The organism is Ruegeria sp. D7, assembly GCF_056534355.1.
This window is the reverse complement of sequence record NZ_JBQFPG010000003.1, coordinates 209,180-235,082: the sequence shown is the minus strand read 5'-3', so window position 1 is coordinate 235,082 and position 25,903 is coordinate 209,180. Positions and strand designations below refer to the sequence as shown.

The window sequence follows — 25,903 nt, the reverse complement described above, 5'->3', positions numbered from 1 at the left end:
TACCGCTACTGGCAAATTGGCAGTTCTAGCGGCGGCTGCTTGGGCAGGGCCGCCCGCCATTGATTGATGATCGGTTGCAAAGTTCTTTTCGGCCAAAACTTGGGTGCGTCAATCGCCTTCAGACATGCTGCGTTCCAGTAGACGCCCGCGCGCGAAAGCGATTTTCCTTGCTCCACCGCTTTGGCAACCGCGTTAATGTCTTTTGATTCCGGGTAGATATAGAGCGTGGTCGGGTTTCCTTCGACAAGCTCCAAAATCTCTTTTGAAGCGGATTGCGACCAGGTTGTGCAGCCGTTGCTGCGCCCACCGACGTAGTTCACGAGCTTGCCGTAGGGGACATACAGACTTCTGATCGCAGGTGGGTTTAACCCCTTTGGAATAGACCGCAATTGCGATGTTTGCCGCTTTTAAACCGAACCATTCTATAGGCCGGGCTTGCTTGCCTTGCCTGTTTTGACGGTGCCCTTTCCATATGTACTTGTTTCATGGCGCGCAAAAAAGTGAACTCAATCTCTTTTCCTTTGCGTAAGCAAAGCGCACCATTGAAAGAAGAATGTCAAAAGACGGCGGAGTGCAGGAGTTACATCGCTATATGGTACGCGAGATAAATTGCCGCAGGTCGGCTTCGAGCCTGAAGCTGATCTCCTTAAGCACAAAGCTACCAACCTTGCTACAACACGTTTCTGTCTTCGTCTAATTGCCGCCTTGCACCTGGTATTGTAGTCTGCGGACTTTCCCTGGAGGCATGTTAAAAACCCGTTTGAATGCTTTGTTAAAAGAAGGTTCAGATAGGTACCCTATCTCAGCCACGATTTGCGAGATTGGTTGATCGGTAGCAATTAATCGTTCCCGCGCCAGATGCATTCGCCAAGTTGCGAGGTATTGTATTGCCGGCACACCGACGAGCTCGGTAAACCGTGCGGAAAATGCCGATCTGGACATACCTGCAACCTGTGCAAGAGACTCGACTGTCCAGTTTGCTGCGGGTGCGCGATGAATGGAAACAATGGTGCGGCCAATCTGTTGGTCTCTGGCGGCTTTCAGCCAACCTCGATTGGCGTCGGGCGCACTGTTCAACCATCGGCGAATAGCCTCGATGACAACCACATCGGCCAAGCGTGTAATCACTGTTTCACCGCCCGGTCGTAATTCACGCGCCTCTCTTGCAATGAATTGCAAAGTTGCTTGTAGCCAGCTCCCTGCATCCTCTTCCCACGGATCGATTTTCAGCACGTCGGGAAGCAAGGCCATCAACATGCCGCTGGCCGCGTGATCTATCCTGACGAGCCCGTACATGATTCCGGTCTCGGCTCCACCGCCGCCGTGCTCTAGTGTTTCGTAGAGCTCGGTCACCTTGCGTATGGGCAGTTCTTCCAGTTTCAAAAGTGGGGTGTCTTTTGAGCTGGAGAACCCAACTGGCGCGCCATTTGTCATCAGAACCAAGTCGCCTTTCTCGACTTCAAACGGCACATCTTCTCCGACCCTCATAAAGCAACGCCCGTGCGTAATGACCGCAAAGCTCAGTATTTCGGGGAAACCCGGTATAGAAACGCCCCAAGGCGCAGACATGCGCGACTGGCAATAGAATGTACCCGTCAGTTTCAGAAGATGAAGAATTTCCCCGAGCGGATCACCGATTGGCTGCGCCATTGCATGGGGGTCGGGAATATGGGGGTTGATCTGGCTCACTGCACCAGACTGTTCGATATCTCCCCAATTGTCCACAATTTTTGGATGAATGGATAAAAAGTCAGGACAATGCAGACTTCTTCGTCCTTCGTGCTTACCTATTTTGGGGTCATCGACTGATTTTACGGAGATGACCGATGACACAGCAAACCATTCTGGTACTTGGCGCAACAGGTAAAACCGGATCACGTATCGTGACGCGCCTTGAAGACAGGGGCCATGCAGTTCGGCGTGGATCGCGGAATAGCAAAACCCCATTTGATTGGGAAAAACCGCAGACATGGCCCGCAATCCTGGACGGTGTTTCTGCCGCCTATATTTCCTATTTTCCTGACATCGCCTTTCCGGGCGCGGTCGAGCAAGTTGCGGCCTTTTCGGCATTGGCTCGAGAAAAAGGACTGCAGCGACTTGTGCTGTTAACAGGTCGCGGAGAATTTCATGCCGAACGTGCCGAAGGGGTTGTTCGGAACTCCGGTGTGCCCTTTACGATCGTCCGTGCGGCGTGGTTTGCGCAAAACTACTCTGAAGGTGCATTGCTGGAGCCGGTAATGGCCGGTGTGTTGCCCATGCCCGCAGGTGACGTGCGTGAACCGATTATCGACGTGGACGACATTGCCGACGTTGCCGTCGCCGCCTTGACCGAGGAAGGACACACTGGCGAGCTGTATGAAGTTACAGGGCCGCGTCTCATGACATTTGCCGAAATGGCTGCCGAACTTTCACGCGCAATGGGCAGAACCGTGCAATATGTGCCGATTTCGTTTGAAGACTTCCATGCGGAAATCATCAACGCGAGCGGAGAGATGATTGCTGACGTGATTACTGACATAGCGAGGGAAACACTTGATGGTCGCAATGCGAACACTGCGGACGGTGTTCAACGTGCCTTGGGGAGAGCTCCGCGCGATTTCTCTGATTTTGCTGATGAAGCCGCAAAGTCTGGCGCTTGGACACAAGCTGCATGAGTCGGTCTGACGACAAAGGAACACAATCATGACGTTTGACGTAAAACGCAGGCTTGTCCTGGGGTTGGCGGGTCTTGTTGCAGCCACCCTGGGGCTGATCATCACGCTGGCCCCACTGGCCTTTTACTCCAGCTACGGCATTGATATTTCGCCGCAGCCGAACTTGATGAGCGAATTGCGCGCACCTGCTGCCAATCTGGCTGCACTTGGCCTGATCATCCTGTCGGGAGCGCTATACCAAAAGATGGCCCAGACATCAGCTTGGCTTGGAGCCGCCGTGTTCTTCGCCTTTGCCGCGGGGCGCGTGGTCAGCATTATGCTTGATGGACGACCATCGGACAGCATCCTTTCTGCTCTTGGGATAGAGATGGTACTTGGACTGATGTGTTTGTGGGCCGCGAGCAAAGGGCGGCTAACGAAAGCTGGCATGCACCTCATGTCGTCGCGTAAACTTCGGATTTGAGACACAGTGAAAGCTGCCTGAGTGCATTTGGCCATTCACCGATACAGAGTGGGTGGCCAAAATATCTGAGTGACTCCGCGAAATACTGAATGGCTGGCGCTACCGATTGTGAGTTATGACATTAAAACCTTCTTCGGGTGATGGTGCCTCGAAATACCTCGCTAAACGCCAATATTGAGCTTCCGTTGCTGCAAAGGCATGCGCACCTTCACTGTTGCGCTTGTGCAGCCGGCGCAGACAAACCTCATCCGGCAAGTCTAAAAAGTGAAGCTGGTGCGTCGCCGCAGTTTCTTCCAGCAGCTTGCGCATCCAGGCTCTGTTTTCAATTGTGTTCGCCGGAAAGTCGAGAATGACAGAAACCCCGGCCATCAGCAACGATGCGATGTGCCGCTCCATGACCGGCCGCAATTTCAAAGCGCAATTTACATAATCCTGCAGGGAGTTCATCTGGTCGCCGAATAGGACGCTAAGCCATTCATCTTCTGAAATGAGCACCGCCCCGCCGCTATTCGCAAGTCTCGCCGCCAGACCTGATTTTCCTGAGGCGACTTTACCACAAAGCAAGTGAAGCGTTGGTTGGACCTGTGACATAGGGTGAACTCCCGGACTACCTAATGGCCCCTGTGCTCAGTTGATCTGCAAGTTGATCAAACACCAACCTGATCCTTCGCGCAGTATGTAATTCCGAGTGCGTCGCCAGCCAAATCGGGAACTTAAACGGCTCTCGGTCGGGTAGCACGCGCTCCACACCTGGTGTCAAGGCAGCCACGTCATCCGACATTACACTGATGCCAAACCCTTGGCGCACCAGCTCCCAGGATACAATTCCGCTTTGCGAGCCAATCCGGAAACTCTTTCGAGTGACCTTAATGCCCGCCGGATCGAGAAAGCCGATCATCATGTCAATGTCACCAAACCCCACGAAATCCAACTTCGCGAGCTCGTTTTCATTTTTCGGCCTTCCCAACTGATCAAGGTACGCAGGTGCTGCGTAAAAATGTGCCGTCGCCTCGGCGACAAGCTTTGCGGTCAGATCTGGTTGCGTCGGGCGTACATGTCGGATGGCGATATCAGCCTCACGTCTCTGTATGTCTCGTAAGTCATTGGCAGCTACGACGTCGATCTCAAGACGCGGTGCTGCAAGTCGGATCTTTTTCAGTATAGGCGGCAGCTGATAGGCAGACATCACATCTGACGCGGTGATCCTGACTTGCCCTTCGACAGTTTGCGACTGGCTTGTAGCAGTAAGGGAGATCCTGTGCGCGACATCCGCCATTTCTCTGACATGCAACAAAAGCTCGGCGCCAGCGGTCGTTAAACTAAGCGATTTACCAACTCTTTCGAACAGGGTGATCCCAAGCGCCAATTCCAGCGCCGCAACCTGACGACCGACAGTAGGTTGAGTTTGCTCGAGAACGCGCGCCGCTGCGGAAAACGAGCCTTCCTCAGCTGTCGCAAGAAAGGTCCGTACCTGATTCCAGTCGAAATTGATGGCATTCCAGTTCATGCATTTATGCATAACACTTCTACGAATTATGGCAATTTAATAAATGTGCGTATGGATGTATGGGATGCGACAACAAACTTGAAAGAGAGTAATAAAATGGCTGCTTTGTCCAAAGATGCCGCGTTCTGGAGCAGAATCTCGCGAAAGTATGCGGCGGACCCAATCCGGAACATGGAAGGGTATCTGAACACACTCGAACGTACGAAGTCGCACCTAAAAGCAGAAGACAGTGTACTGGAAATCGGTTGCGGGACGGGTTCAACCGCGCTGTTGCTTGCACCGCATGTCAACCATATCACAGCCTCGGATCTCGCTCCGGGCATGATCGAGATTGCCAACGAGAAGCGTGCTAAAGAAGGATTGGAGAATGTCACTTTCAAGGTGGCCGAAGTTCTCGAGCACGATCCTGTTGAAGGTGGTTACGATGCGGTTCTGGCGCATAACCTGCTTCATCTCCTGCCTGATTTGGATCAAGCGCTAGAGCATATTGCCAAATTGACAAAATCCGGTGGTGTTTTCATATCCAAAACGGTGTGCGCGCCTGAGAATGGTGGGTTCAAGTATGCGATGATCAGTCGTGTCGCGATACCTATCATGCAGTTTTTTGGGAAAGCCCCATTTGTGAATTTCGTGTCTATGTCGATGCTTGATAGGAAAATTGAGCGCGCAGGCTTCAATATCCTGTATACTTCCGATCAAGCCTCGATGTTCCAGAGCCGTTATATTGTTGCGCAAAAAAACTTGAAGCAACCCTTCTCGCATCTTCGTTGCTAGGGGGATCTCTACGTCGTAAAGTCTACCACCTGTCAGACTCGAATGTACGAATGTATTTAGAGTTTGTTTCCAATTCACAAAAGCTACTGTGAGTGGCAGATTTATCCGCACAACCGACCATGGGAAGCGCTTTGATCTCGCTCGCGCAGCGAATGGCGGTTTCGGTGGCGCTGCACCGCAGCACTATCTGGCAAGATGAACGGCCGCCATTGGCCGAACCAAGAGTTTTCTAGCCCTTTTAGAATGCCCTTGAGGCGTATACGAAAAACATAAGGTGGTTGTGATGATTTTTTGAGTTTTCTCGGTCGGCCTGAATAATCAACGATCAGCTTTTCGCTCTCAAGCAGACGTAGCGCTGGTTCCCAGCGGATATTAGATGCTCAGGCTACTCTGATGACTACTTGGGTCTCGTCAACTTAATCCTGTTGAACGGTGGTCAGCTCATGGAACCCTCGGGCCTCTTGGTCATCGAGGCACCACTGGTGTTCCCGATTGCGATCGAGCTGGGTATCGATCCAATCCATCTGGGCGTCATCATGCTGGTCAAAATGGAGATCGGGATAATCACGCCTCCGATCGGGTTGAATCTCTTTTTTACCTCGGGCGTTGCCGGAATGCCGATGATGAGCGTAGTCAAAGCAGCCCTTCCGTTCCCGGCCATGCTGTTCGCCGTACTGATCATCGTTACCTATATTCCGTTCCTGTCTACATTCCTGCCCAATACGTTCATGGCACCGGAAATCATAACCCTGTGAAGCGGGATGCGGTGGTGGCATGTATCGTCGGCGTATTTTATTAGGAAAGTAGGATTTGTGTGACGATTGTGGTGATCCAGCGGTGCGACAATGCCAGAATTCTCGTTTGACAGAACGGCCATCACTCAACCTTAGATCGCTTCGCACAACACCGTTTCAGCGACGTTTGGTTTGCTATGGCGCTGCCAGTCATACTATGGTTGCGAATACTTGCCATTTGATGGGCTGGTTACTGATAGCTGGTATACGCAACAAGCGGGTCAAGGAAAGCGTTTTGCTTATGAATTTTGTCTATAATATGGTGGTGAATTTCTTTTTCAGTCAGCCAGTAATCAAAACCAAAATATTAAATCCAGACAAATGCGAAAATGACGTTCGTGTGTTCGGCTTCTCCATACGGCTTTGGGCATCGATGCCTTGGCTTCTTCGTCTCTGGGACTAATTCGCTTCCGAAATTCTTAAACCTCCGCCTTTCACAAGCAGATCCACAATTGCGTCGACCCCGCTTCTGTGACGAAGTGACGAAAACAAGAAGGGCCTTCCTTTACGCATCATTTTCGCATCACGTTCCATAACCTGCAGCGAAGCGCCAACATGCGGTGCAAGGTCGGTCTTGTTGATTACAAGGATGTCTGATTTCGTAATCGCCGGCCCGCCTTTCCTGGGTATTTCTTCGCCTGCAGCGACATCGATCACGTAGATGGTCAGATCCGCCAGTTCCGGGCTGAATGTGGCTGATAGATTGTCGCCTCCGCTTTCAATCAAAACAATATCGAGATCCGGATGACGTGTCTGCATCTCGGCGACGGCGGCCAAATTGATCGAGGCGTCTTCGCGAATTGCTGTATGCGGGCAACCGCCAGTTTCGACGCCGATGATCCTGTCCCGCGGCAGGACCTGCATGCGCATCAGCGCTTCGGCATCTTCCTGCGTATATATGTCGTTAGTAATAACTCCCACCGAACAGACATCGCGCAGCGCTTCAGACAAGGCGGCGGTCAAAGTGGTTTTTCCGGCTCCTACTGGGCCTCCAATACCTACGCGAAGCGGGCCGTTCATACTGGTCATGTGCGGAAAATCCTCGAATATTGTGTTTCGTGCTTCATGGCCGCAATGTCCCCCAAGAACGCGGTAGAGCTTAACTCATCCAGGCTCGCCTTTTTTGCCCTTTCAGCAATCTGGGCGCACAACGGTGTCAGCTGGCGGATCAACCGCTGCGCATCGGTCTGTCCCAGTGGTACAAGGCGCGTCGCACAGGCGACAAGGTTGCTTGCGAATGCTTGCAGAAACATCTTGGTCGTCAGCAGCAAGGGAAGGTTTTGAAGTCTTGCAGCCCGTCCAATTGAGACGGGGTAGGTGAATTGCCCAAGGTCCAATTCCCAGACACCTTTGGTGACATTTCCGAAGGCCTGTCCCAGCAATTCGGTTTCCATGAGCCTTTCGGATGTCGCACAAAAGGCGCGCGCCGCGATATCGACGTTGATCAGTTCTTCTTTGTCATGCGCGTTGAAGGCCGCCACAACGAACACGGCATCATTCCACCCAGAGCCATGTTCCAGCACATCTGAAATCCAGGCTTCAGTATCCCGAGAATTCGCGACAGTTCCCCCGTCAATCGCAGCTTCAAGCCCGTGAGAGTAGGCAAACCCCCCAACAGGATAGGCAGGGGACAACCATTGTGTCAGCGTCAGGATGTCGGCGTCAGTGGGTGTGGCCATGGGTCCTGCCGTGGCCATAGGCCCCGCCTTCGGGGGTGAATGGTTCATTCACCTCTCGCACTTTTGCTCCGATTTTAAGAAGCATATCACGGATGACGTGATCGACTTGGATCAACAGGCGAGTCTTTTCAATCTGACAAGGCGTGTGCCGATTGCCGATATGCCAGGCGATACGTGTCAGGTCCGGTGCTTTTACCTCCAGCAACACTTCCGGTGCTGCCTGTATTTCCACTTCGCGACCGTCGTCCAAAACCAACGCGCCACCGTGGTTCAGTGAGGTCGTTTGCGCGAGATCGATGAGAATCTGTTCGCCGCTTTCGCAGGTAAGAACCTTACGCCGCAAAAAACGGTTGTCGTAGGTCAACGAGAGACAGTCTGCCGGATCGCCATGCGTGTGATCCGAATACTGGCGCGCAGTGCAGAGCAGGGCGGTCATACCATCACCTCCTCTGCAGCGGGAATATTCAGAGCCAGATTGAGTCCGAGAACACTCGGTGCACGATCCGTTCGCGCGTCAGACCGCGGTTTTTCAACTCTTCGTCGCTGAGCGATTGCAGGAATTCGACTTGCCGGACGCGAGATTGAGCTTCGGCTACGCTGATCAGGGCCGAGTAAATTGACGACCCGATGGATACGATTAAACCGGCCAGCGAAAAGCGCGTGTTTGTATGTGTTGCTGAGTGTGCCATTTGGACCCTCGTAAACGTTGGTCCTCCCATGGGTTTTTATATCTGTCATATTGGCCTCACTTAGAAGTGCGTATTTGGTCATTGCTGCCTTGCACGCGCCGCAACGCAGCACATTTTTTGATCAGAATAAAAAATATCGTTGCGCCATCGGCAGCGTTTCGGCGGGTTGGCAAGTCAGCAATTCGCCATCCGCACGCACCTCGTAGGTTTCCGGGTCGACCTCGACATGCGGTGTCGCGTTGTTCAGCAGAAGATCCTGCTTGCCAATTTCTCGTGTGTTTTGGACGGCGACGGTTTGCTTTGCCAATCCCAGTGTATCACCGATCCCATCCGCATGGGCCGCCTGCGAGACAAATGTGATCGCCGAGTTTTCCACTGACCGTCCGTAAGCGCCAAACATCGGCCGACTATAAACCGGCTGCGGTGTAGGGATCGACGCGTTGGGATCGCCCATTTGCGCGCAGGCTATGGTGCCGCCCAGCAGAACCATCTCGGGCTTCACCCCGAAAAAGGCCGGGTTCCAAAGGACGAGGTCGGCGCGTTTGCCTTCCTCGATGCTCCCGATCTCGTGGCTGAGCCCATGGGCAATAGCAGGGTTGATCGTGTATTTGGCAATATAGCGGCGGACGCGAAAGTTGTCGTTCTCACCGGTTTCTTCGGGTAGACGTCCGCGCTGTTTTTTCATTTTGTCAGCGGTTTGCCAGGTGCGGATCAGAACTTCGCCTACGCGCCCCATGGCCTGACTGTCAGAAGCGATGATGCTGAAGGCGCCCATGTCATGCAGGATGTCCTCGGCCGCGATGGTTTCGCGCCGGATGCGGCTCTCGGCAAAGGCCACGTCCTCGGGGATGGACTTGTCGAGGTGATGACAGACCATCAGCATGTCCAGATGCTCTTCGACTGTGTTCACCGTGAAGGGTCGCGTCGGGTTGGTCGAGGACGGCAACACATGGTTCTCGCCACAGATCTTGATGATATCTGGGGCGTGGCCACCACCTGCACCCTCGGTGTGGAAGGCGTGGATTGTACGGCCTTTCATGGCCGCCACAGTGTTTTCGACAAAGCCGGATTCGTTCAGCGTATCGGTGTGGATCATCACCTGAACATCCATCGCGTCGGCCACCGACAGGCAACAGTCGATGGCAGCGGGGGTGGTGCCCCAATCCTCGTGCAGCTTCAGCGCACAGGCCCCGGCCTTAACCTGTTCTTCTAGCGCGGCAGGTAGCGAAGCGTTGCCCTTACCCGCAAAGGCCAGATTCATCGGGAAAGCATCCGCCGCCTGCAACATCCGCCCGATATGCCACGGACCGGGGGTGCAAGTGGTCGCCAAAGTGCCATGTGCCGGCCCGGTGCCACCGCCAAGCATGGTGGTCAGGCCGGAATGCAGCGCATCTTCGATCTGTTGCGGGCAGATGAAGTGAATATGACTGTCGAACCCACCTGCTGTTAAGATACGACCCTCGCCAGCAATGGCCTCGGTTCCGGGTCCTATGACGATGTCGACACCGGGTTGTGTATCGGGGTTTCCCGCCTTGCCGATCTTGGCGATCCGCCCGTCTTTCAGGCCAACGTCGGCCTTGTAGATGCCCGAGTGATCAACGATCAGAGCATTGGTGATGACCGTATCCACAGCGCCTTCGGCGCGCGTGGTCTGAGATTGCCCCATCCCGTCGCGGATTACCTTTCCGCCACCAAACTTGACCTCTTCGCCATAGCTGGCCAGATCACGTTCGACCTCGATCACAAGATCGGTGTCGGCCAGCCGCAGCTTATCCCCGGTGGTGGGACCGAACATCGCGGCGTAGTCTGAGCGCTTGATTTTTGTTGGCATCAGAGTGCCCCCATGACCTTTTGATTGAAGCCGTAGACCCTGCGCGCACCACTGATCGGGATCAGCGAAACTTCGCGGGCCTGCCCCGGTTCGAACCGCACAGCGGTGCCTGGCGCAATGTCCAGGCGCAGGCCACGCGCGGCAGTTCGGTCAAAGTCGAGCGCCGGGTTGGTTTCGGCGAAATGGTAGTGTGAGCCTACTTGAACCGGGCGGTCGCCGGTGTTGGCGACCATCAAAGTGATCGCATCAGTGTCGGGGTTCAGGGTAATTTCACCATCAGCCGGGAACAGCTCCCCGGGGATCATTTGTTCAGCTTTGTGATCAGCGCGACAGCAGCCAGCGCAACAACCGCCAGCCCAACCCCCATCGCCGCATAATCGGTGCCGTGCGCGTGGATATGCGTTCCATTATGGGCGGCTGCCGGGCCAGCGAAGATCAGGGCGGGGAAAAGCATGCGTGTCATATTGGTTTCCTTTTTCAGCGAATGGGGTTGTGGACGGTCACCAGCTTGGTGCCATCTGGAAAGGTGGCTTCGACCTGAACTTCGTGGATCATTTCGGGCACACCTTCCATGCATTGCTCTCGGGTGATCACCTCGGCCCCGGCTTGCATTATGTCAGCAACTGAACGCCCATCGCGTGCACCTTCGACCACGGCATCGGTGATCAGGGCGATCGCCTCGGGGTGGTTCAGTTTGACGCCGCGGTCCAGGCGTTTGCGGGCGACTTCGGCGGCCATGGCGACCAACAGTTTGTCTTTTTCGCGAGGGGTCAGGTTCATGTCAAAGCATCCAGCATCGAGGTAGCGTGTCTTTGTTCAACCGTCGCAAGATCGGCATCAATGTGCCACGGAGGGCAAAGCTGTTTTCGGCAAGAACACGAGCAACCAACAGGTCATTGCGGATCATAGTCGCACCTGCGGTGTCGGGCAGCATCTGACGAATGGCATTCAGATGGCCTTCGGCTGACTCCGATACAAAAACGATCAACGCCATCGCGCCCGCGCCGTTTGCAATATGCGGTTTGGACAGATGTTTGTGCCAATCACCCGAGAACTGGATCGCGTCAAGGAACACTTTTTTCCCTTGGAACCGTATCTCGATCCGATCGTTTAGGCGGATATCGGTCAGCGTCTCGCCCATCGCAATGCGGCCGAAGACCAGCGGCTCTACCATCAGCATCTCGGCATCTGGCGCCATCTCGATTTTCAGGCGTCGCTCCAGAGCGCTGCCATTGAACAGAATAGTCTCTTGCGGCAACCAGTTCAGCCGGGCTTCAGTCTCAACAGTCAGATGATTGGTAATCTGGCCACATTCTTGCGGCTTGGCCTTGTAGGCGCGCTCGCAGGCTTGTGTTGTCAAAGTCAGCGCCGTTCCTTTTGCTGCCTTACCGGAAAGTCGAAATGAGTCGCCTCCGGTTACGCCGCCTGCCGTGTTAAGAAGAACCGCGTCAAGATCAGGTGTGTTGGTTCTGGGGAACAGACATTTATAAGACCCGGACTGGCGAAACTTGTTCAGCACCGTCCTGTCACCCAATTGCTTGGTAATCAAACTGACGGCGCCTGCAGCGCGCGGTGGAATAGCACTGTGCGTGGGCAATATGGCTGCAACGTGGGTAATAGGGCACCTTTGGAGCTTTGATTAGTGCCACTTGTTTCTCTGTTGAAGGGGCGGAACACTAATCTACAGAGTCGAAATCTGCTTAATTCGACATCGCGCGGCTAAATTTTAGACAGCGACCTCGGTCTTGGATGAAAAAATAGGCGGATCGCGCCGATTTTCCGAATTGGGTTAAAGGTAAGTTGCCAAGCTTGCTGCGATGCAGAAACCGTATGGGTGCCACCGCGGAGATGACCCGGGGGTGTGTGACGGCTGCGCGAATTGGACCTCGAACACAACCGCCACACGGAACGCAACAACAGTTGCGGGGATCAGGTAGAAGAAGAGTGTGCCTTTGTGCAAGCCCTCTCTCCCGGCCCCGCCAGGAGGATCACATGAAATCGCTCAAATCCACACTCGCCGGATCGGCAGTATTTGCTGTCATGGCCACCGCCGCCTTGTCGACCGAAGACACTATCAAGGTTGGAGTGCTGCATTCGCTTTCCGGTACGATGGCGATCTCGGAAACGACGTTGAAAGACACCATGCTGATGCTGATTGACCAGCAAAACGCCAAGGGCGGTCTGTTGGGTAAACAGCTTGAAGCTGTCGTGGTCGACCCGGCCTCTGACTGGCCTCTGTTTGCCGAAAAAGCGCGTGAGCTGCTAACCGTCCACGAGGTGGATGTAATCTTTGGCAATTGGACTTCGGTGAGCCGCAAGTCGGTTCTGCCAGTGATCGAGGAACTAAACGGTCTTCTGTTCTATCCGGTCCAGTATGAGGGCGAAGAAAGCTCTAAAAACGTCTTTTATACCGGTGCCGCTCCGAACCAACAGGCCATCCCCGCCACGGACTATTTCCTGGAGGAACTCGGGGTCGAGAAATTCGCTCTGCTCGGCACAGACTATGTCTACCCCAGGACCACCAACAATATCTTGGAAAGCTATCTGAAGCAAAAAGGTATCGCGGAAGCAGATATCTTCGTTAATTACACGCCTTTCGGCCATTCCGACTGGTCCAAGATCGTGGCGGACGTGGTCGCGCTGGGCGCGGATGGTAAAAAAGTCGGTGTGATCTCGACCATCAATGGTGACGCCAATATTGGTTTTTACAAGGAACTGGCAGCGGCTGGTGTTTCGGCAGATGACATTCCGGTCGTGGCCTTCTCGGTCGGTGAGGAAGAACTGTCCGGTTTGGATACCACCAACCTCGTCGGTCACCTCGCCGCTTGGAACTACTTCCAGTCGGCGGATACTGAGGCCAACGCGGAATTTGTGGACACCTGGAAAGCCACCATGGGTGATGAACGTGTGACCAATGACCCGATGGAGGCGCATTACATCGGCTTCAACATGTGGGTAAACGCCGCGACCGAGGCCGGTTCGACCGAAGTCGATGCCGTGCGCGCCGCGATGTATGGGCAGGAATTCCCGAACCTGACCGGAGGCACCGCTGTGATGCTGCCGAACCATCACCTCGCGAAACCGGTTCTGATCGGCGAGATTCAGGAAGACGGCCAGTTCGATATCATCAGTGAGACTGATGTCGTGCCGGGTGACGCCTGGACCGACTTCCTGCCGGAGTCGGCTGTGCTCGTCTCGGATTGGAAAGAGCTGGGTTGCGGTATGTACAACACCGAGACCAAGACCTGCGTTCAGACCCTGTCGAACTACTAACAGACCACGCAAGGCGGGTTTGTTTGCCCGCCTTGCCACAAAAGACATTCGGGTTTCACCACATGGTACGACTTTTCCTTGCGGGCCTCGCAATCCTGTGCGCCTGCCTGACTGCCAACGCTCAAGAGGTCGGTCTACAACCGATCCTGCAAGAGCATCAGGAGATCATCGCCAAAAGCTCGCGCAAGACGATCAAACCGGCGATTGATGCGATTGCGTCAAGCGGCTTGCCTCAGGCGCAAGTGATGCTTGAGACATGGGCAGCCAAGAACATGTGGATGCGCAAGTCGGACGGTCTGTTCTTTTCTGGCCAGAAAGGAGAGGGGCGGTCGTATGAATTGACCGACTTCGATACCGGAGAAGTCGTCGGTACATTTGAGAAATCCGAGCTTAGGCAGCTGAAGCCCAACAGCGGTATCCGCGCGATGATCGGGACCGCTCTGGTCCAGTTCCAACTGACCGATCCGGATCGCGCAAAACGTTTGGCCGCATTGCAATCCATCCAACGTGATCCCGAAAGTGCACTCTTGGAGCCACTTCGCGCTTCGATAGGGGATGAACCCGAAGCAGAATTGAAGGCGCAAAAGCAGCGGCTGGAACGGTTGCTGACGATTGGTTTTGACGAAGATACCGCAGCCCGCGTGGCGGCGATCAAAGAAATGTCCGGCGATCTGGGCGTAGACGTTCGTGCGGCTCTGAACCCGTTGGTCGTCACTGCCCGCCAAGCCGCTACCGAATTGCCCCAGGACCTGAACGTCGCCGTTATTCTTGAAGCGGGGTCAGACGCCTTAAAATCTGACGAAGCATATGACTTGCTCGTTGCAGGAAACCTGGCCGCACCGCGTGTTTCGGCGGAAGATATCAGATCGGCACTGGCGGCCAATATAGAAGGTGGTCGTGTAGGTGGTACTCCCGTCGCACAGCTGAATTCAGATGCAATGCGCGCGCGTGCGTATACCTCTCTGGCAGAGGCGGGGGCTGTGCCAGCCTTAGTCACGAACGCGGATGTCAACGCTGCAGTTAACACGCATGTATTCTTCGAAACCTACAGTGAGCCATCTGCCGAGGTCACTGAAGCAGCAGAGAAAGCCCTGCAACAGATCGAACTGAAGGTCGGCCTGAACCAAGCACTCGACCTGACGCTGGACGCGATCTCACTGGCGTCGATCTATTTCCTCGCCGCCATCGGTCTGGCCATCACCTTCGGCGTGATGGGCGTGATCAACATGGCCCATGGCGAGTTCATCATGATGGGTGCTTATACCGGATACGTGGTGCAGCAGATTATCCCTGATCATACGCTTTCGATCATGGTCGCTATTCCAATGGCTTTTGCTGTCACCTTCGCGATGGGCGTCGCTATGGAGCGGTTGGTGATCCGCTGGCTTTACGCTCGCCCGTTGGAGACGTTGCTGGCGACGTTCGGCATCTCAATTGCCCTACAGCAGCTGGCCAAGAATATCTTTGGCACGCAGGCGCGCCCGCTGACTGCTCCCGATTGGTTGGATGGTTCGTGGATGCTGAATGACGTGGTTTCAATCAGCTACATCCGCATTGCGATCTTCGTTCTGGCGCTTATTTTTCTGGGACTTTTCCTCTACATCATCAAACGGACGAGGCTAGGGCTTGAGATGCGTGCAGTAACGCAGAACTCGCGCATGGCGGCGTCAATGGGGATTAATCCCGGGCGAGTGAATATGCTGACCTTTGGGCTTGGCTCCGGCATTGCCGGCATCGCCGGGGTCGCGATTGGCCTATTCGCCAAGGTCACGTCCGATCTGGGCAGCGACTATATCGTGCAAAGTTTCATGACAGTGGTTGTGGGTGGTGTTGGTAACATCTGGGGCGCGCTTGCAGGTGCGGGCATGATCGGCTTCTTGCAGAAGGGGATCGAGTGGATGAACCCGTCGAACACCCTCGCGGCCCAAACCTACATGATCATCTTCATCATCATTTTCATCCAGTTTCGGCCGCGGGGCATTATCGCCCTCAAGGGTCGCGCGGCGGGGGATTGAGCCATGGAACGCAGCTTTATCGCCAAGAACCCATCCGTGCTGGTCTTTCTTGCCATCCTGTCCCTGTTCACCCTGAGCGTAACCATCCTGTCCGAGGGATTCGGGATCGGTGTAATCTCGACCAGTTTCGTCAAAACGCTGGGCAAAACCCTGTGCCTTTGCCTGATCGCAGTGGCGATGGATCTGGTCTGGGGCTTCACCGGCATCCTGTCACTGGGTCACTTCGCCTTCTTCGGGCTGGGGGGCTACATGATCGGCATGTGGCTGATGTACGAACGCACCCGCCTGATCGTGGTCGACTCGCTGGCACAGGCCGAAATTCCACCGACGTCGTCCGAAGTGGTGGACGCGATTGGAACACAAGTCTTTGGCGTTGTCGGATCGTCGGAGTTTCCGTTGATCTGGGCGTTCTCCCACAGCCTGACCCTGCAACTGATCCTGGTTGTGCTGGTCCCGGGTCTGTTGGCGCTGGTCTTCGGATGGTTGGCTTTCCGGAGCCGTGTCACCGGTGTATACCTATCGATCCTGACACAGGCGATGACGTTGGCACTGGCCCTGTATCTGTTTCAGAACGACAGCGGGTTGCGTGGGAACAACGGCTTGTCCGGCCTGCAGAACCTGCCAGGTGTCACCGCCTCGCAGGACGTGGTGTCGATCTGGTTCCTCTGGGCCTCGGCGCTGGCCTTGGGTCTGGGCTATATGCTGGCAGCCTGGATCGTGTCAGGCAAGTTCGGCTCGGTCATCCGCGGCATTCGCGATAACGAGGCACGGGTGCGCTTCCTTGGCTATTCAGTCGAGGTATTCAAGCTGGCCGTCTTCACCCTGACTGCTTGTATCGCAGCCATTGCCGGCGCGCTTTATTACCCGCAAGCAGGCATCATCAATCCCGAGGAAATGGCCCCTATCGCCTCGATCTATTTGGCCGTCTGGGTCGCCATCGGTGGACGAGGCCGATTGTATGGCGCGGTAATTGGTGCAGCTTTTGTCAGTCTTCTGAGCACGTGGTTCACGGGCGGACAGGCCCCGGATATTCCGCTTGGATTTTACACGATCAAATGGGTCGACTGGTGGCAGGTGCTATTGGGCATAACTTTTGTGTTGGTTACGCTGTTCGCCCCGCAGGGTATCGGAGGATTGTTCGACTTGTGGACCGACAGCCGCCACCCGGACAGGCATGGGGCAAATCTGGGACCGGATGACGGCGCTCTGCGCGAGAAGGAGTCCATCGAATGAGCACTTTGCTTGAGGTTAGCGGCGTTTCGGTCACTTTCGATGGTTTCCGTGCTATCAACAACTTGTCGTTTCAGATCGGCGAGGCCGAGCTTCGCGCCGTGATCGGCCCAAACGGGGCAGGCAAGACCACGTTCATGGACATCATTACAGGTAAAACCCGGCCCGATGAAGGACGTGTCATCTGGGGGGAGAAATCGGTATCTTTGTTGGGGCTGTCCGAGGCAAAGATCGCGCAGGCTGGGATCGGAAGGAAGTTTCAGAAACCCACGGTTTTCGAAGACCAGACCGTGCAGGAAAACCTGTTGATGGCGCTTCAGAACAAACGTGGCTGGCTTCACGTGCTTTTCTATCGAACCTCCACTGAAGATTTGCAAAAAGTTGAAGATCTGGCTGTCGAAATCGGTCTGAATCAGAATCTAAGCCGCAAAGCTGGTGAATTGAGCCACGGTCAAAAGCAGTGGCTGGAAATTGGTATGCTGCTGGCTCAGGAGCCACGACTTTTGCTCGTGGACGAACCTGCCGCTGGCATGACACCGCAGGAGCGCGAACACACCACCGACTTGCTGGTACAAGCCGCCAGAACCCGTGCCGTTGTCGTGGTGGAACACGATATGGAATTTGTCCGACGCCTGAATTGCAAAGTCACGGTTCTACACGAAGGGTCCGCCTTGGCTGAAGGCAGTCTTGATCACGTGACATCTAACCAGGACGTCATCGACGTATATCTAGGGCGCTAAACAATGCTGAAGCTAACAGAACTGACTTTGCATTATGGGCATTCGCAAATCCTCAACGGGATTTCCATGGAAGCCAGACAAGGTGAAGTGACTTGCGTCATGGGGACCAATGGTGTCGGAAAAACCAGCCTTATGAAAGCAATATCAGGTACGCATCCGCGATCGGGCGGCAGTTTGGAACTGGACGGGGAAATTCTGGGCGTCCTGCCTGCTCATCAAATGGCGTGGAAAGGTGTGGCCTATGTCCCACAAGGTCGTGAGATAATTCCTTTGCTCACAGTTCGCGAAAATCTTGAAACGGGGTATGCCTGTCTGCCTGCCAGCGAACATTTCATTCCAGGTGAGATATTTGATATGTTCCCGGTCCTCAAACAGATGCAAAACCGTCGCGGAGGTGACCTTTCTGGCGGTCAGCAGCAACAGCTGGCGATTGCACGGGCATTGATAACACGACCACGCCTGCTTCTGTTGGACGAGCCGACCGAAGGTATTCAGCCCAACATCATCCAACAGATAGGCGAAGTCATCCGACACCTCAGAACCACGAGAGGAATAGCAATCATTCTAGTGGAGCAATACTTTGACTTTGCCTATGAACTTGCCGACAGATTTATCGCGTTGCGACGAGGAGAAGTCATAATCAACGGCACCAGGGAAGACGTGACACGCGATGAGTTGCTGCAGGCTGTAACAGTCTAGTGCTGATACTTGAAATTGGTTTCGGAACTGAAGGATGAAATCCAAAATTTTGCTTAGTCTAAGCCCAGGAAATAGTTTGTTCCTCTGAACACGTTCGATTGAAACTGTATTTTCTTCTGAAACCCCGTCGTTCGGTGTCTCCTGCGTAGAAGAGCAAGTGCTTTTGATTAGATGACGGACTTCACATCGCGCTGAAGTGCGACATGGACGCTTTCCCAACTTGCACTGCAATTAGGGCACCTGACTGATAACTACTATAGAGGATCCGGCTACAGCGGTCCTCAGGGTCTGAGTGCAGGATTTTATGCGCGAAAACTATCCGCTGCAGGCCGGCGCAAGAATGGTTAGTGCTGAAATCACAGCGCCCAAATTGATCACGCTTGAACGGGTACGGGAGTTGCATGGGGTCGGCGAGGTTCGGGTGCGAGGTATTCTCGCCCATCTTCGTGGTCAAAACGCGAGCGACCTGTCAAACATGAACGATGTCAGCCATGAGAATCTGGCTGCCGTGCTCGACTTCTGGTCTGGCTTGCAGCATATCAAATCCACTGCAGTCCAGCTGAATATCCATCCGGTCTCGGTTAAGGCACTGATCCGGCATAACGTTCTGGAATCCTATCGTTTTGGAACGTCTCTGCGCTATGTGCCTTCATCCTGGGTACAAACCCTGCTGACTGGGCTTGAAGGCCTACGCATTGCATCCGTCATAGGTTGCTTCTCTCGGAGTACAGCCGACAAAGCAAGGTGGCCCTGGCTCGCCTTGTCGCCGATTGGGCAGCAGGTCGACTGACCAGCGTTTGGCGAGACCCGGACATGGATGGGTTGGCTGGATTTCTGATCGACTGCGATGAGATCTTGGAAAAATCGGAGCGCGTGTTCTCCGGCGATCTGTCGCTTACGGATGAGGCGGCACGCATGAGTATTAGTGTTAGGTCAATCCGGCTATTGCGGGAAGTTGGATACCTTAAGCAGATAGAACTGCGAAACCCGGACATGCAGCACTACCGTTGCTACATCACTGAAGAGAGTATTCAGGCTTTTGAAAAATACTATGTAACGATGGGCCGAATTGCGCGGCAGTTTGAGATAGCAGCGGTCCATTTGGGTCCGACACTGAACCGAAGGGAAATTCAGACGATCACCTGTGAAGCCGGTTTTGTTCGGGTGTACCCGAAAGAGACACTAGATGTTGTTCGGAAACTGACGATGGGGGGAAAGCGTCAAACCAAGCTGAGTGTCTCAACGACTGTTTGAACCAATAAATGCAGGAGGCTGAGCAAAGTTGATGCTCCTTCGCACATGCTCATCAATAATAGTGGTGGGGTTCGCGATCATCGGGCCCGACAAGGTTTTCTGGATCAGCGTTTTTCAGGATGCTACGAGTCGGCGCATTGGATTTGCGTCTAGTCGGTCGCGTGTGAAAAACGATTTCGTGACGGTGGGACCACTTGCCGAGCCACCAGATTTCATCCGGGTCTTTTTTTGAGACGAGGCTCAAACACAGGTGTGATCAGTGCCCGCCACCTACTGGCTTTGAAAACACACTTAGAACTTCAGTCGGATGATCGTGCGTTTGCCACAATTGTTATTTTCTTCCGGCCACAATCCGATCCAAGATTAACGCGCAGAACAAGATTGCCAAACCGGCCAGAATTCCTTGTCCCGCCGCTGCGTATTGCAGTGCCTCTAGCACGTCCTCGCCCAAACCCTTGGCGCCGATCAGCGAGGCGACTACAACCATTGCCAGAGACATCAGGATAGTCTGGTTCACACCTGCCATGATGGTCTTGTGCGCCAAGGGTAGGTCTACCCGCCATAGCAGGTAACGAGGCGTTGCTCCAAAGGCCAACGCGGCTTCCCGCACAGTTTCAGGGACTTGCTGCAGGCCAAGTACGGTAAAGCGGATTACCGGAGGGCTACCGAAAATCATGGTTGCAACTACGCCCGCAGGCTTTCCAGATCCAATAAAAGCCACCACCGGGATCAAGTAGACGAAGGAGGGCATTGACTGCATGAAATCTAGAATGGGCCGCACGATAGCAAAAGCACGTGGGCGACGGGCGCAATAGATACCCAATGGAATGCCCAGCGTGATCGAAATCAGCGCCGCGGCGCCCAACAGGGCGATTGTAGTCATCGCCTTTTCCCAAAAATCCAGCAGGCCTAGATAGGCCAGCGCGGCTCCGGTGAAGATCGCCACACGGGGACCAGCCGACAGGTAAGCCAGCATGATGATCACCAAAGCTACGACCGGCCAGGGGGTATCGACCAGCACAACCTCGATCCAGTCCAGCAGGGTGCGCATCCCATAGGTCAGACCATCAAAGAAGCCGCGCCCGGCTGTCTTGGTCCACTCGAACACCGCTTGCACACCATCGCCTACGTTCAGACGCCAGTCCCGGTTGGTTGGGAAGGTCTTGAGCACAGCCACCGCGTCCGGTTGTGCAAATTTGATCATAGACAGTATCACCACCACAACGGTCAACGCCGTCGCCACAATCAGCCGAGAGATAGACCAGCCGTGGGCTACACTTGGGTCTGAACGCCAGCGCGCGAATTGACCTTCAAGCGTCCAGTTGGCCAGCGAAGCAGCTAAAAACTTGACTGCCAGCAGAAGGGCGATCCCAATGATCAGATACGTGACACCGGTAGAGTCCGCTGTGCGTGCGGCCTCCTGCGCGCCAGCCAGAGCTCCTTCGAGTGATTCCGCCGCGCGTTTCAACGACTCCAACGTGGCCGACCCGGATTGCTCCGCCGCTGCAATCTGCTGTCGACGCAGCTCCAGTGTCTGCTCGATCTGTACCGCCCGCTCGCGGAACTCGCGCCCAAGATCACCAAACAAACCCAGACCGATCTGGATGTAGGCCAGCGTTTCCAGAACCAAAAACCCGAGAAACCACGACCACAGCCCGCGTGCACCAAACCAGATCGGCCCGAGGATTGCTGCAGCTGTGTTTAATGTAAAGCGATAGCCTGGGGCCTGCATCATATAGGCGAAGGTCTTCTGGTAATAGGCGTTCCCCTGACCGACAAAATCTCCTATTAGCCCATTCAGGCGGTCGGCGGTTTCCGGTTGGATCTGTTGCGTATCAACATGTTTCATATCGTTGCCCTTACGCCTGACTGTCCTGAATCGCGCGGATCAAACCCGCACGGTTAATAACACCTACCGTCTTGCCATCCTGCGTCACAGCTACGACTCCATGTCCGTCCACGCAGAGGTTCATCAGGTCGGACAGATCCATATCTGGGTGAGCCTCTTTGGCATCCTCCGGGAGTTCGCCGTGATGCGCCTCGAACTCATCGACCGGTTTCATGACCGCATGGGCGAAGATCATATTGAGTTTCGAAATTCCCGCCACAAAGTCGGCAACATAGTCGTCGGCGGGGTTGAGTATGATCTCTTCCGGCGTGCCGATCTGCACGATGCGCCCGTCCTTCATGATCGCGATGCGGTGGCCGATGCGGATTGCTTCATCCAGGTCGTGGGTGATAAACATCGTGGTTTTGTTCAGCTTGTGACTGAGGTCCATGAACTGATCCTGCAACTGCTTGCGGATTAGCGGGTCTAGGGCCGAGAACGGCTCATCCATCAAAAGGATTTCAGGGTCTGCAGCGATCGCACGGGCCAGTCCCACGCGTTGTTGCATACCGCCTGACAGCTCATGTGCGTATTTGTCTTCCCAACCGTTCAGTTCAACCAGCTCCAGCACCCGGTCCGCTTCTTCCCAGCGGCGTGCTTTCCCGGTTCCGCGAATTTCGAGCGGCATTGCTACATTGTCGCGGACTGTGCGGTGAGGCATCAGGCCAAAGTTCTGGAACACCATCGCAACGCGCCGGTTACGCAGATCGCGCAGACCTTCATCGTTTAGGCCCATCACATCCTCGCCATCCAGATAGATATGGCCGTCAGTGGGCTCCAGCAGACGGTTCACATGACGCACAAGGGTCGATTTACCCGAACCCGACAGGCCCATGACGCAGAACAGCTCGCCCCGTTCGATCTCAAAGCTGGCATCAGCCACGCCGACAACGCAGTTGAAGCGTTCCAGCACCTCAGCTTTGCTCAGGCCCTCGCTGTGGATAGCGTTCAAAGCCTCCTGCGAGCGTGTACCGAAAACTTTCCACACGCCTTTTGCGTCGATTGCTATTTCCGCTGTCATATTGGCCCCATTGGAATTGTGTTGGTTCGCGCCCCCGATAGTCAGGGGCGCATGGGCTTTAGTTGGTCGTCAGTCCCAGCCAACCGTCGACGATATCGCCGTTGGCGGCGATCCATTCGGCTACGACTTCATCCGTGTCACGGCCCTTGACTACGACTTCATAGGTCAGACCGCTTAGCTCTCCCGCATCCATGTCGATATTGGCAAGGAAAGAGGCCGCTGCCGGGTTGCGCTGTTCCAGCGATTTCGAATGCGCTACTGTCACGGTTTTGACCGGTTCACCCGTGCTGACATGGGATTTGTTATACCAATCGGCATCCTGATCGGGCTGAACCATCTTGTAGGTGGCCGCGTCGTGCTCGGGCTCTTCCAGAATGGTCACATCATATAAGGCGTGCACGTAGTGTGGCGCGTAGCAGTAGAAGGCCGCGCCTTTTTTCTGGTCGATCTGATCTTTCAGACGGGAATAGAACACGGTTTCGTCTTCGGTGGTCGGCGTCAGAAATGTCTCGATCCCATAATCTCGCACCCGCACCTTGAACGTGTTAGTCGAGGCCCAGCCCGAGGCACCAACCCAGACCTCACCCATGCCGTCGCCATCGGAGTCAAACAGCTCTTGCGCGACGGGTGTCGCCAGGTCGTAGATCGAACGGATGTTGTGATCTTCGACCATGTAGTTTGGCACGCAAATCCCAGCGCGGCCTTCGTAACTGCCTGAGGACAAACCTACGGTGCCTTTCTGATCGACATATTCATCCGTAAAGGACGACTGGTTCGGCAGCCAAACATCCGGGTGTACGTCGATGTCACCACGACCGCCATCCATGGCGGCAAAGATCACCGCGTTTGCTCCGGGGGCATAGCCAGCTTCTCCACCCAAGCGGGTCTCAATGATCTGGCCGATCACACGGCTCATTATTTTGGCACCGGGCCAGCTGGGCTCGCCCACCATAACCTTTTCTTGTGCCATCGCCGTTGTTGCGCCGAAAGCAAAGGTCAAGGTTGCAATAAGTTTCAGTTTTTTCATGTACTTTCTCCCGTTGCGTTGAGTTGCATGCGCCTTCAGGCGCGCGCCCGCTTACGTTGCGGGTCTATGAATGGAATATCCGAGACGGTGGCGCGCAGGCGTTTCATCCGCCCGTCGAGTTGACCGATCTCAAGTTGAGTGCCGTTTTCCGCGTGTTCGATGGATAACCGTGCCATTGCGATTGCGTGTTCCAGCGTCGGTGATCGGGTGGCAGACGTTACCACTCCTACTTGCCGTTCACCTGTATAGACGGGTGCACCGTGCGCTGGCACATCATCGCATCCGATTAAAAGCCCTTTAAGCGCCCGACGTGGCTCGCGCAGGTTGCGTTCCAGTGCGGCTTTTCCAGTGAATTCGGTTTTTGTCAGATCGACGGCGAAGCCAAGACCAGCCTCAAAGGCATCGACACCCGGCGCAAATTCGGCATTGGCCGCGGCCAGCCCTGCCTCTATCCGGATGATGTCCAGGGCGGCCGAGCCCATTGGCGTGATCCCAAACTCTTCCCCAGCCGCCATCACCGCATCCCAGATCGCAACGGCGTCGGATTTGGAACAGAAGACCTCATACCCCAACTCACCGGTATACCCCGAGCGTGACAGCATAAACGGCGCACCCTCGCGGTCACGTAGCCGCGCGACGGTGACGCCGAACCATTTCAGATGATCCAAGCCTGGCACATGCGGTTGCGTAAAGGCGATCTTGCGTAGCAGTTCGCGCGACTTTGGCCCTTGAATGGCCAGGTTGGGCATTGCTCCACGCAGCGCATGGATCCGCACTTGCAGGCCACGCGCATCGGCCAGTTCTTGCAACGCGCGCCCGCTTTCCTCGGTGCCGCAACACCAACGGAAGATTTCGGGCGCAAGTCGGAACAGGGTGCCATCGTCGATCACCGAGCCGCTCTCGTCACACATCAATGTATAAGACCCGCGCCAGACCGGTAGCTTCGCCACATTGCGCGTGGTGGCCAATTGCATCAGAGCCTCGGCATCCGGGCCGACAATATCGAATTTGCGAAGCCCGCTCATGTCCTGAACAGTCACCGCCTCGCGACAGGCCCAGTATTCACCCAACGTGCCGTGGGCAGGGTAACTGACGGGCGCCCATAGGTCGCGCGCAGGTGCGAAATGCTGGGTTAACGGGGCCAGACGGTCGTGAAAGGCCGACTCCTGACTGATCGACATGGGCGCGTCTTCCTTTTCACGATAGGCAACCGCACGGCGGATGGGCGTTTTGGGGCGGTAGATGCGTACATGCACATCGGTCGGGTTCCAGCCATTGATGGGATCAATGTCGTCCGGGCAGGCGGTCGAGACGCAAACCAGATCCTCAAGCGCGCGCATGGCGACATAGTCACCGGGACGCGAGTAGGATTCCTCGGTTAGTATGTGATGGTTCGTCGGGTCGATCCATGTATTCCAAAAGAAGTTGATTGCAGGCCACGCAGCCCGCTGTGAAACGCCGTAAGGGGCCAAGGCGTTTGACATATTATCCGAACAGTTCAGATGGCCGGGGAACCCTCGCTCTTCATACCCGCGAGCGGTACAGGCTAGTCCGAATGTGTCATGCCGACCGCAGGTATCCTGCACTACGTTCAACAGCGGGCGCATGTCACGATCAAAGAACTTGTCCAGCAAGCCGGGGCCGGGATAGGCGCGGCGCACCATCGACCGAGTGGCAGTTGAATCGATCATCCATTCCTGGCCACGATCCAGCCCATCAGTTCGCAGCGCCATGAAGTCAGAACACTGCTGGCCTTCAATGTCGATGATTTGAACAAATTCTCCAGCCTTCAGTTCATAGGCCAGAGCGCTACCGCGTTGCACGGTGAATTCGTCCCGTGTATCACCCAGCAAAGGTGGCAAAGGCGGCCCTTTGACCATTGCTGGTTTGTGCAAGACTGTGATGTTCCCGGTCGCACTGCCTTCAATCAACCCTGTGACCGCGGTTGTACGGATCACCCAGACAGTAACCGTGTGGTCTGCGCGGAGAATCAGCGGCTCGGGTATATGGTCCAGCCTGTGACAGGGAACCTGCCGACTGCCGCCATGCGCCGTAACCCAAGTCAGGAGCTGTGTACTATCAAAATCGTCCCATTTGACGTGCCCGGTTGCTGTCAAACTCAGCGCCGCCAGTCCCGACTTTCCATCATTGGTGAACGCCACAACATCCAGTGCTTGCTTTGGACCAACCCCTTCTATCGAAAGCAAATCACCGTGCTTTACGACCAGTCGAACAGCCTCACGTGCGGTAAGGATGTGCATGCGGGTGTCAGAAGCGTTCTGAAACCCAGGAAACAGGCGGCCAGGGCTGTCAAACCCCGAGTTGGTAAACGCGTGTAAGACGGATGACCCCTGCATATCACTGC

The 25,903-nt window shown here is 55.1% G+C and carries 27 protein-coding genes and 1 pseudogene; 11 read left to right on the top strand and 17 right to left on the bottom strand.

The window, feature by feature from the left end; all coding sequences use genetic code 11:
• Window positions 1-5 precede the first annotated feature (5 nt).
• Window positions 6-254 (bottom strand): hypothetical protein, encoded by a 249-nt coding sequence (locus tag ACRZ9U_RS06165; protein ID WP_480886777.1) that lies wholly within the window; start codon window positions 252-254, stop codon window positions 6-8.
• Window positions 255-693: 439 nt separating this feature from the next.
• Window positions 694-1,833: an AraC family transcriptional regulator gene (locus ACRZ9U_RS06160; protein WP_480901431.1), complete on the bottom strand. Its 1,140-nt coding sequence runs from the start codon at window positions 1,831-1,833 to the stop codon at window positions 694-696.
• On the opposite strand from ACRZ9U_RS06160, the gene ACRZ9U_RS06155 reads away from it, so the two are divergent.
• Together ACRZ9U_RS06155 and ACRZ9U_RS06150 are read left to right on the top strand one after the other, a co-directional pair.
• On the top strand, window positions 1,827-2,654 hold the full coding sequence (locus ACRZ9U_RS06155; protein WP_170402603.1) for an NmrA family NAD(P)-binding protein: 828 nt from the start codon (window positions 1,827-1,829) through the stop codon (window positions 2,652-2,654). The two genes, ACRZ9U_RS06160 and ACRZ9U_RS06155, sit on opposite strands and share 7 nt — an antisense overlap.
• 28 nt (window positions 2,655-2,682) lie before the next feature.
• Window positions 2,683-3,117 carry a DUF4345 domain-containing protein gene (locus ACRZ9U_RS06150; RefSeq protein WP_170402600.1) on the top strand — a complete coding sequence of 145 codons (435 nt, stop codon included), beginning with the start codon at window positions 2,683-2,685 and terminating at the stop codon, window positions 3,115-3,117.
• Between the two features lie 99 nt (window positions 3,118-3,216).
• Here the strand turns inward: ACRZ9U_RS06150 and ACRZ9U_RS06145 are convergent, their stop codons facing one another.
• Window positions 3,217-3,708, bottom strand: coding sequence for an ATP-binding protein (locus tag ACRZ9U_RS06145; RefSeq protein WP_170402597.1), 492 nt, complete (start codon window positions 3,706-3,708; stop codon window positions 3,217-3,219).
• Between the two features lie 16 nt (window positions 3,709-3,724).
• Window positions 3,725-4,624 (bottom strand): LysR family transcriptional regulator, encoded by a 900-nt coding sequence (locus ACRZ9U_RS06140; RefSeq protein ID WP_170736906.1) that lies wholly within the window; start codon window positions 4,622-4,624, stop codon window positions 3,725-3,727.
• A 6-nt stretch (window positions 4,625-4,630) separates the two neighbouring features.
• Here ACRZ9U_RS06140 and ACRZ9U_RS06135 point away from each other — a divergent pair, with 6 nt between their 5' ends.
• Entirely contained in the window at window positions 4,631-5,398 is a 768-nt protein-coding gene (locus ACRZ9U_RS06135; protein ID WP_480901428.1) for a class I SAM-dependent methyltransferase, read from the top strand.
• 398 nt (window positions 5,399-5,796) lie between these two features.
• Window positions 5,797-6,153, top strand: a pseudogene (locus ACRZ9U_RS06130) (TRAP transporter large permease subunit); the annotation flags it as partial.
• A gap of 438 nt (window positions 6,154-6,591) precedes the next feature.
• On the opposite strand, the gene ureG reads toward ACRZ9U_RS06130, so the two are convergent.
• The 9 genes from ureG to ACRZ9U_RS06085 all read right to left on the bottom strand — a co-directional run bounded on the left by ureG (window position 6,592) and on the right by ACRZ9U_RS06085 (window position 11,988).
• Window positions 6,592-7,221, bottom strand: a complete 630-nt coding sequence (gene ureG, locus ACRZ9U_RS06125; protein ID WP_170392791.1) for an urease accessory protein UreG — start codon at window positions 7,219-7,221, stop codon at window positions 6,592-6,594.
• Window positions 7,218-7,871, bottom strand: coding sequence for an urease accessory UreF family protein (locus tag ACRZ9U_RS06120; RefSeq protein WP_170402587.1), 654 nt, complete (start codon window positions 7,869-7,871; stop codon window positions 7,218-7,220). The genes ureG and ACRZ9U_RS06120 overlap by 4 nt, the downstream gene beginning before the upstream one ends.
• Window positions 7,855-8,307: an urease accessory protein UreE gene (gene ureE / locus ACRZ9U_RS06115; RefSeq protein WP_170402584.1), complete on the bottom strand. Its 453-nt coding sequence runs from the start codon at window positions 8,305-8,307 to the stop codon at window positions 7,855-7,857. The genes ACRZ9U_RS06120 and ureE overlap by 17 nt, the downstream gene beginning before the upstream one ends.
• A gap of 28 nt (window positions 8,308-8,335) precedes the next feature.
• Window positions 8,336-8,560, bottom strand: a complete 225-nt coding sequence (locus ACRZ9U_RS06110; RefSeq protein WP_170392788.1) for a DUF1127 domain-containing protein — start codon at window positions 8,558-8,560, stop codon at window positions 8,336-8,338.
• 121 nt (window positions 8,561-8,681) lie between these two features.
• On the bottom strand, window positions 8,682-10,391 hold the full coding sequence (ureC, locus tag ACRZ9U_RS06105) for an urease subunit alpha (protein ID WP_170402581.1): 1,710 nt from the start codon (window positions 10,389-10,391) through the stop codon (window positions 8,682-8,684).
• On the bottom strand, window positions 10,391-10,696 hold the full coding sequence (locus tag ACRZ9U_RS06100; RefSeq protein WP_170402578.1) for an urease subunit beta: 306 nt from the start codon (window positions 10,694-10,696) through the stop codon (window positions 10,391-10,393). The genes ureC and ACRZ9U_RS06100 overlap by 1 nt, the downstream gene beginning before the upstream one ends.
• Window positions 10,693-10,854, bottom strand: coding sequence for a peptidase M23 (locus ACRZ9U_RS06095; protein ID WP_170392785.1), 162 nt, complete (start codon window positions 10,852-10,854; stop codon window positions 10,693-10,695). Before ACRZ9U_RS06095 ends, ACRZ9U_RS06100 begins: the two co-directional genes overlap by 4 nt.
• Window positions 10,855-10,868: 14 nt before the next feature.
• The gene (locus ACRZ9U_RS06090) at window positions 10,869-11,171 is read right to left on the bottom strand and encodes an urease subunit gamma (protein WP_170402575.1); all 303 of its coding nucleotides are present in this window, start codon (window positions 11,169-11,171) and stop codon (window positions 10,869-10,871) included.
• Window position 11,172: 1 nt separating this feature from the next.
• Complete coding sequence (locus tag ACRZ9U_RS06085; RefSeq protein WP_480901424.1) at window positions 11,173-11,988, bottom strand: urease accessory protein UreD; 816 nt, start codon at window positions 11,986-11,988, stop codon at window positions 11,173-11,175.
• Window positions 11,989-12,383: 395 nt separating this feature from the next.
• Here ACRZ9U_RS06085 and urtA point away from each other — a divergent pair, with 395 nt between their 5' ends.
• From urtA to ACRZ9U_RS06050, 7 genes are all read left to right on the top strand, one after another.
• Window positions 12,384-13,664, top strand: coding sequence for an urea ABC transporter substrate-binding protein (gene urtA, locus ACRZ9U_RS06080; protein ID WP_170392782.1), 1,281 nt, complete (start codon window positions 12,384-12,386; stop codon window positions 13,662-13,664).
• A 62-nt stretch (window positions 13,665-13,726) separates the two neighbouring features.
• A complete protein-coding gene (gene urtB, locus ACRZ9U_RS06075; RefSeq protein WP_170402572.1) occupies window positions 13,727-15,679 on the top strand; it encodes an urea ABC transporter permease subunit UrtB in 1,953 nt (650 codons plus the stop codon).
• 3 nt (window positions 15,680-15,682) lie between these two features.
• A complete protein-coding gene (urtC, locus tag ACRZ9U_RS06070) occupies window positions 15,683-16,912 on the top strand; it encodes an urea ABC transporter permease subunit UrtC (protein WP_170402569.1) in 1,230 nt (409 codons plus the stop codon).
• Window positions 16,909-17,649 carry an urea ABC transporter ATP-binding protein UrtD gene (gene urtD / locus ACRZ9U_RS06065; RefSeq protein ID WP_170402565.1) on the top strand — a complete coding sequence of 247 codons (741 nt, stop codon included), beginning with the start codon at window positions 16,909-16,911 and terminating at the stop codon, window positions 17,647-17,649. Before urtC ends, urtD begins: the two co-directional genes overlap by 4 nt.
• Before the next feature lie 3 nt (window positions 17,650-17,652).
• A complete protein-coding gene (urtE, locus tag ACRZ9U_RS06060) occupies window positions 17,653-18,348 on the top strand; it encodes an urea ABC transporter ATP-binding subunit UrtE (RefSeq protein WP_170402562.1) in 696 nt (231 codons plus the stop codon).
• Window positions 18,349-18,640: 292 nt separating this feature from the next.
• Entirely contained in the window at window positions 18,641-19,138 is a 498-nt protein-coding gene (locus ACRZ9U_RS06055) for a hypothetical protein (RefSeq protein ID WP_170746918.1), read from the top strand.
• A complete protein-coding gene (locus tag ACRZ9U_RS06050) occupies window positions 19,093-19,602 on the top strand; it encodes a hypothetical protein (protein ID WP_170402555.1) in 510 nt (169 codons plus the stop codon). Before ACRZ9U_RS06055 ends, ACRZ9U_RS06050 begins: the two co-directional genes overlap by 46 nt.
• A gap of 331 nt (window positions 19,603-19,933) precedes the next feature.
• Here ACRZ9U_RS06050 and ACRZ9U_RS06045 read toward each other — a convergent pair whose 3' ends face one another.
• Genes ACRZ9U_RS06045 through ACRZ9U_RS06030 form a run of 4 tightly spaced genes read right to left on the bottom strand, consistent with a single transcriptional unit; the run spans window position 19,934 to window position 25,799 of the window.
• Entirely contained in the window at window positions 19,934-21,451 is a 1,518-nt protein-coding gene (locus ACRZ9U_RS06045; RefSeq protein ID WP_170402552.1) for an ABC transporter permease subunit, read from the bottom strand.
• A 10-nt stretch (window positions 21,452-21,461) separates the two neighbouring features.
• Entirely contained in the window at window positions 21,462-22,511 is a 1,050-nt protein-coding gene (locus ACRZ9U_RS06040; RefSeq protein ID WP_170392768.1) for a quaternary amine ABC transporter ATP-binding protein, read from the bottom strand.
• 58 nt (window positions 22,512-22,569) lie between these two features.
• A complete protein-coding gene (locus ACRZ9U_RS06035; RefSeq protein ID WP_170392767.1) occupies window positions 22,570-23,538 on the bottom strand; it encodes an ABC transporter substrate-binding protein in 969 nt (322 codons plus the stop codon).
• 35 nt (window positions 23,539-23,573) lie between these two features.
• Window positions 23,574-25,799, bottom strand: a complete 2,226-nt coding sequence (locus tag ACRZ9U_RS06030) for a DUF1989 domain-containing protein (RefSeq protein ID WP_480886794.1) — start codon at window positions 25,797-25,799, stop codon at window positions 23,574-23,576.
• Window positions 25,800-25,903 lie beyond the last annotated feature (104 nt).

Coding starts and splice junctions, on each gene's coding strand:
- ACRZ9U_RS06155 (WP_170402603.1), top strand. CDS start 1,827: ATGACACAGCAAACCATTCTGGTACTTGGCGCAACAGGTAAAACCGGA.
- ACRZ9U_RS06150 (WP_170402600.1), top strand. CDS start 2,683: ATGACGTTTGACGTAAAACGCAGGCTTGTCCTGGGGTTGGCGGGTCTT.
- ACRZ9U_RS06145 (WP_170402597.1), bottom strand. CDS start 3,708: ATGTCACAGGTCCAACCAACGCTTCACTTGCTTTGTGGTAAAGTCGCC.
- ACRZ9U_RS06140 (WP_170736906.1), bottom strand. CDS start 4,624: ATGAACTGGAATGCCATCAATTTCGACTGGAATCAGGTACGGACCTTT.
- ACRZ9U_RS06135 (WP_480901428.1), top strand. CDS start 4,631: ATGCATAACACTTCTACGAATTATGGCAATTTAATAAATGTGCGTATG.
- ureG (WP_170392791.1), bottom strand. CDS start 7,221: ATGACCAGTATGAACGGCCCGCTTCGCGTAGGTATTGGAGGCCCAGTA.
- ACRZ9U_RS06120 (WP_170402587.1), bottom strand. CDS start 7,871: ATGGCCACACCCACTGACGCCGACATCCTGACGCTGACACAATGGTTG.
- ureE (WP_170402584.1), bottom strand. CDS start 8,307: ATGACCGCCCTGCTCTGCACTGCGCGCCAGTATTCGGATCACACGCAT.
- ACRZ9U_RS06110 (WP_170392788.1), bottom strand. CDS start 8,560: ATGGCACACTCAGCAACACATACAAACACGCGCTTTTCGCTGGCCGGT.
- ureC (WP_170402581.1), bottom strand. CDS start 10,391: ATGCCAACAAAAATCAAGCGCTCAGACTACGCCGCGATGTTCGGTCCC.
- ACRZ9U_RS06100 (WP_170402578.1), bottom strand. CDS start 10,696: ATGATCCCCGGGGAGCTGTTCCCGGCTGATGGTGAAATTACCCTGAAC.
- ACRZ9U_RS06095 (WP_170392785.1), bottom strand. CDS start 10,854: ATGACACGCATGCTTTTCCCCGCCCTGATCTTCGCTGGCCCGGCAGCC.
- ACRZ9U_RS06090 (WP_170402575.1), bottom strand. CDS start 11,171: ATGAACCTGACCCCTCGCGAAAAAGACAAACTGTTGGTCGCCATGGCC.
- urtA (WP_170392782.1), top strand. CDS start 12,384: ATGAAATCGCTCAAATCCACACTCGCCGGATCGGCAGTATTTGCTGTC.
- urtB (WP_170402572.1), top strand. CDS start 13,727: ATGGTACGACTTTTCCTTGCGGGCCTCGCAATCCTGTGCGCCTGCCTG.
- urtC (WP_170402569.1), top strand. CDS start 15,683: ATGGAACGCAGCTTTATCGCCAAGAACCCATCCGTGCTGGTCTTTCTT.
- urtD (WP_170402565.1), top strand. CDS start 16,909: ATGAGCACTTTGCTTGAGGTTAGCGGCGTTTCGGTCACTTTCGATGGT.
- urtE (WP_170402562.1), top strand. CDS start 17,653: ATGCTGAAGCTAACAGAACTGACTTTGCATTATGGGCATTCGCAAATC.
- ACRZ9U_RS06045 (WP_170402552.1), bottom strand. CDS start 21,451: ATGAAACATGTTGATACGCAACAGATCCAACCGGAAACCGCCGACCGC.
- ACRZ9U_RS06040 (WP_170392768.1), bottom strand. CDS start 22,511: ATGACAGCGGAAATAGCAATCGACGCAAAAGGCGTGTGGAAAGTTTTC.
- ACRZ9U_RS06035 (WP_170392767.1), bottom strand. CDS start 23,538: ATGAAAAAACTGAAACTTATTGCAACCTTGACCTTTGCTTTCGGCGCA.
- ACRZ9U_RS06030 (WP_480886794.1), bottom strand. CDS start 25,799: ATGCACATCCTTACCGCACGTGAGGCTGTTCGACTGGTCGTAAAGCAC.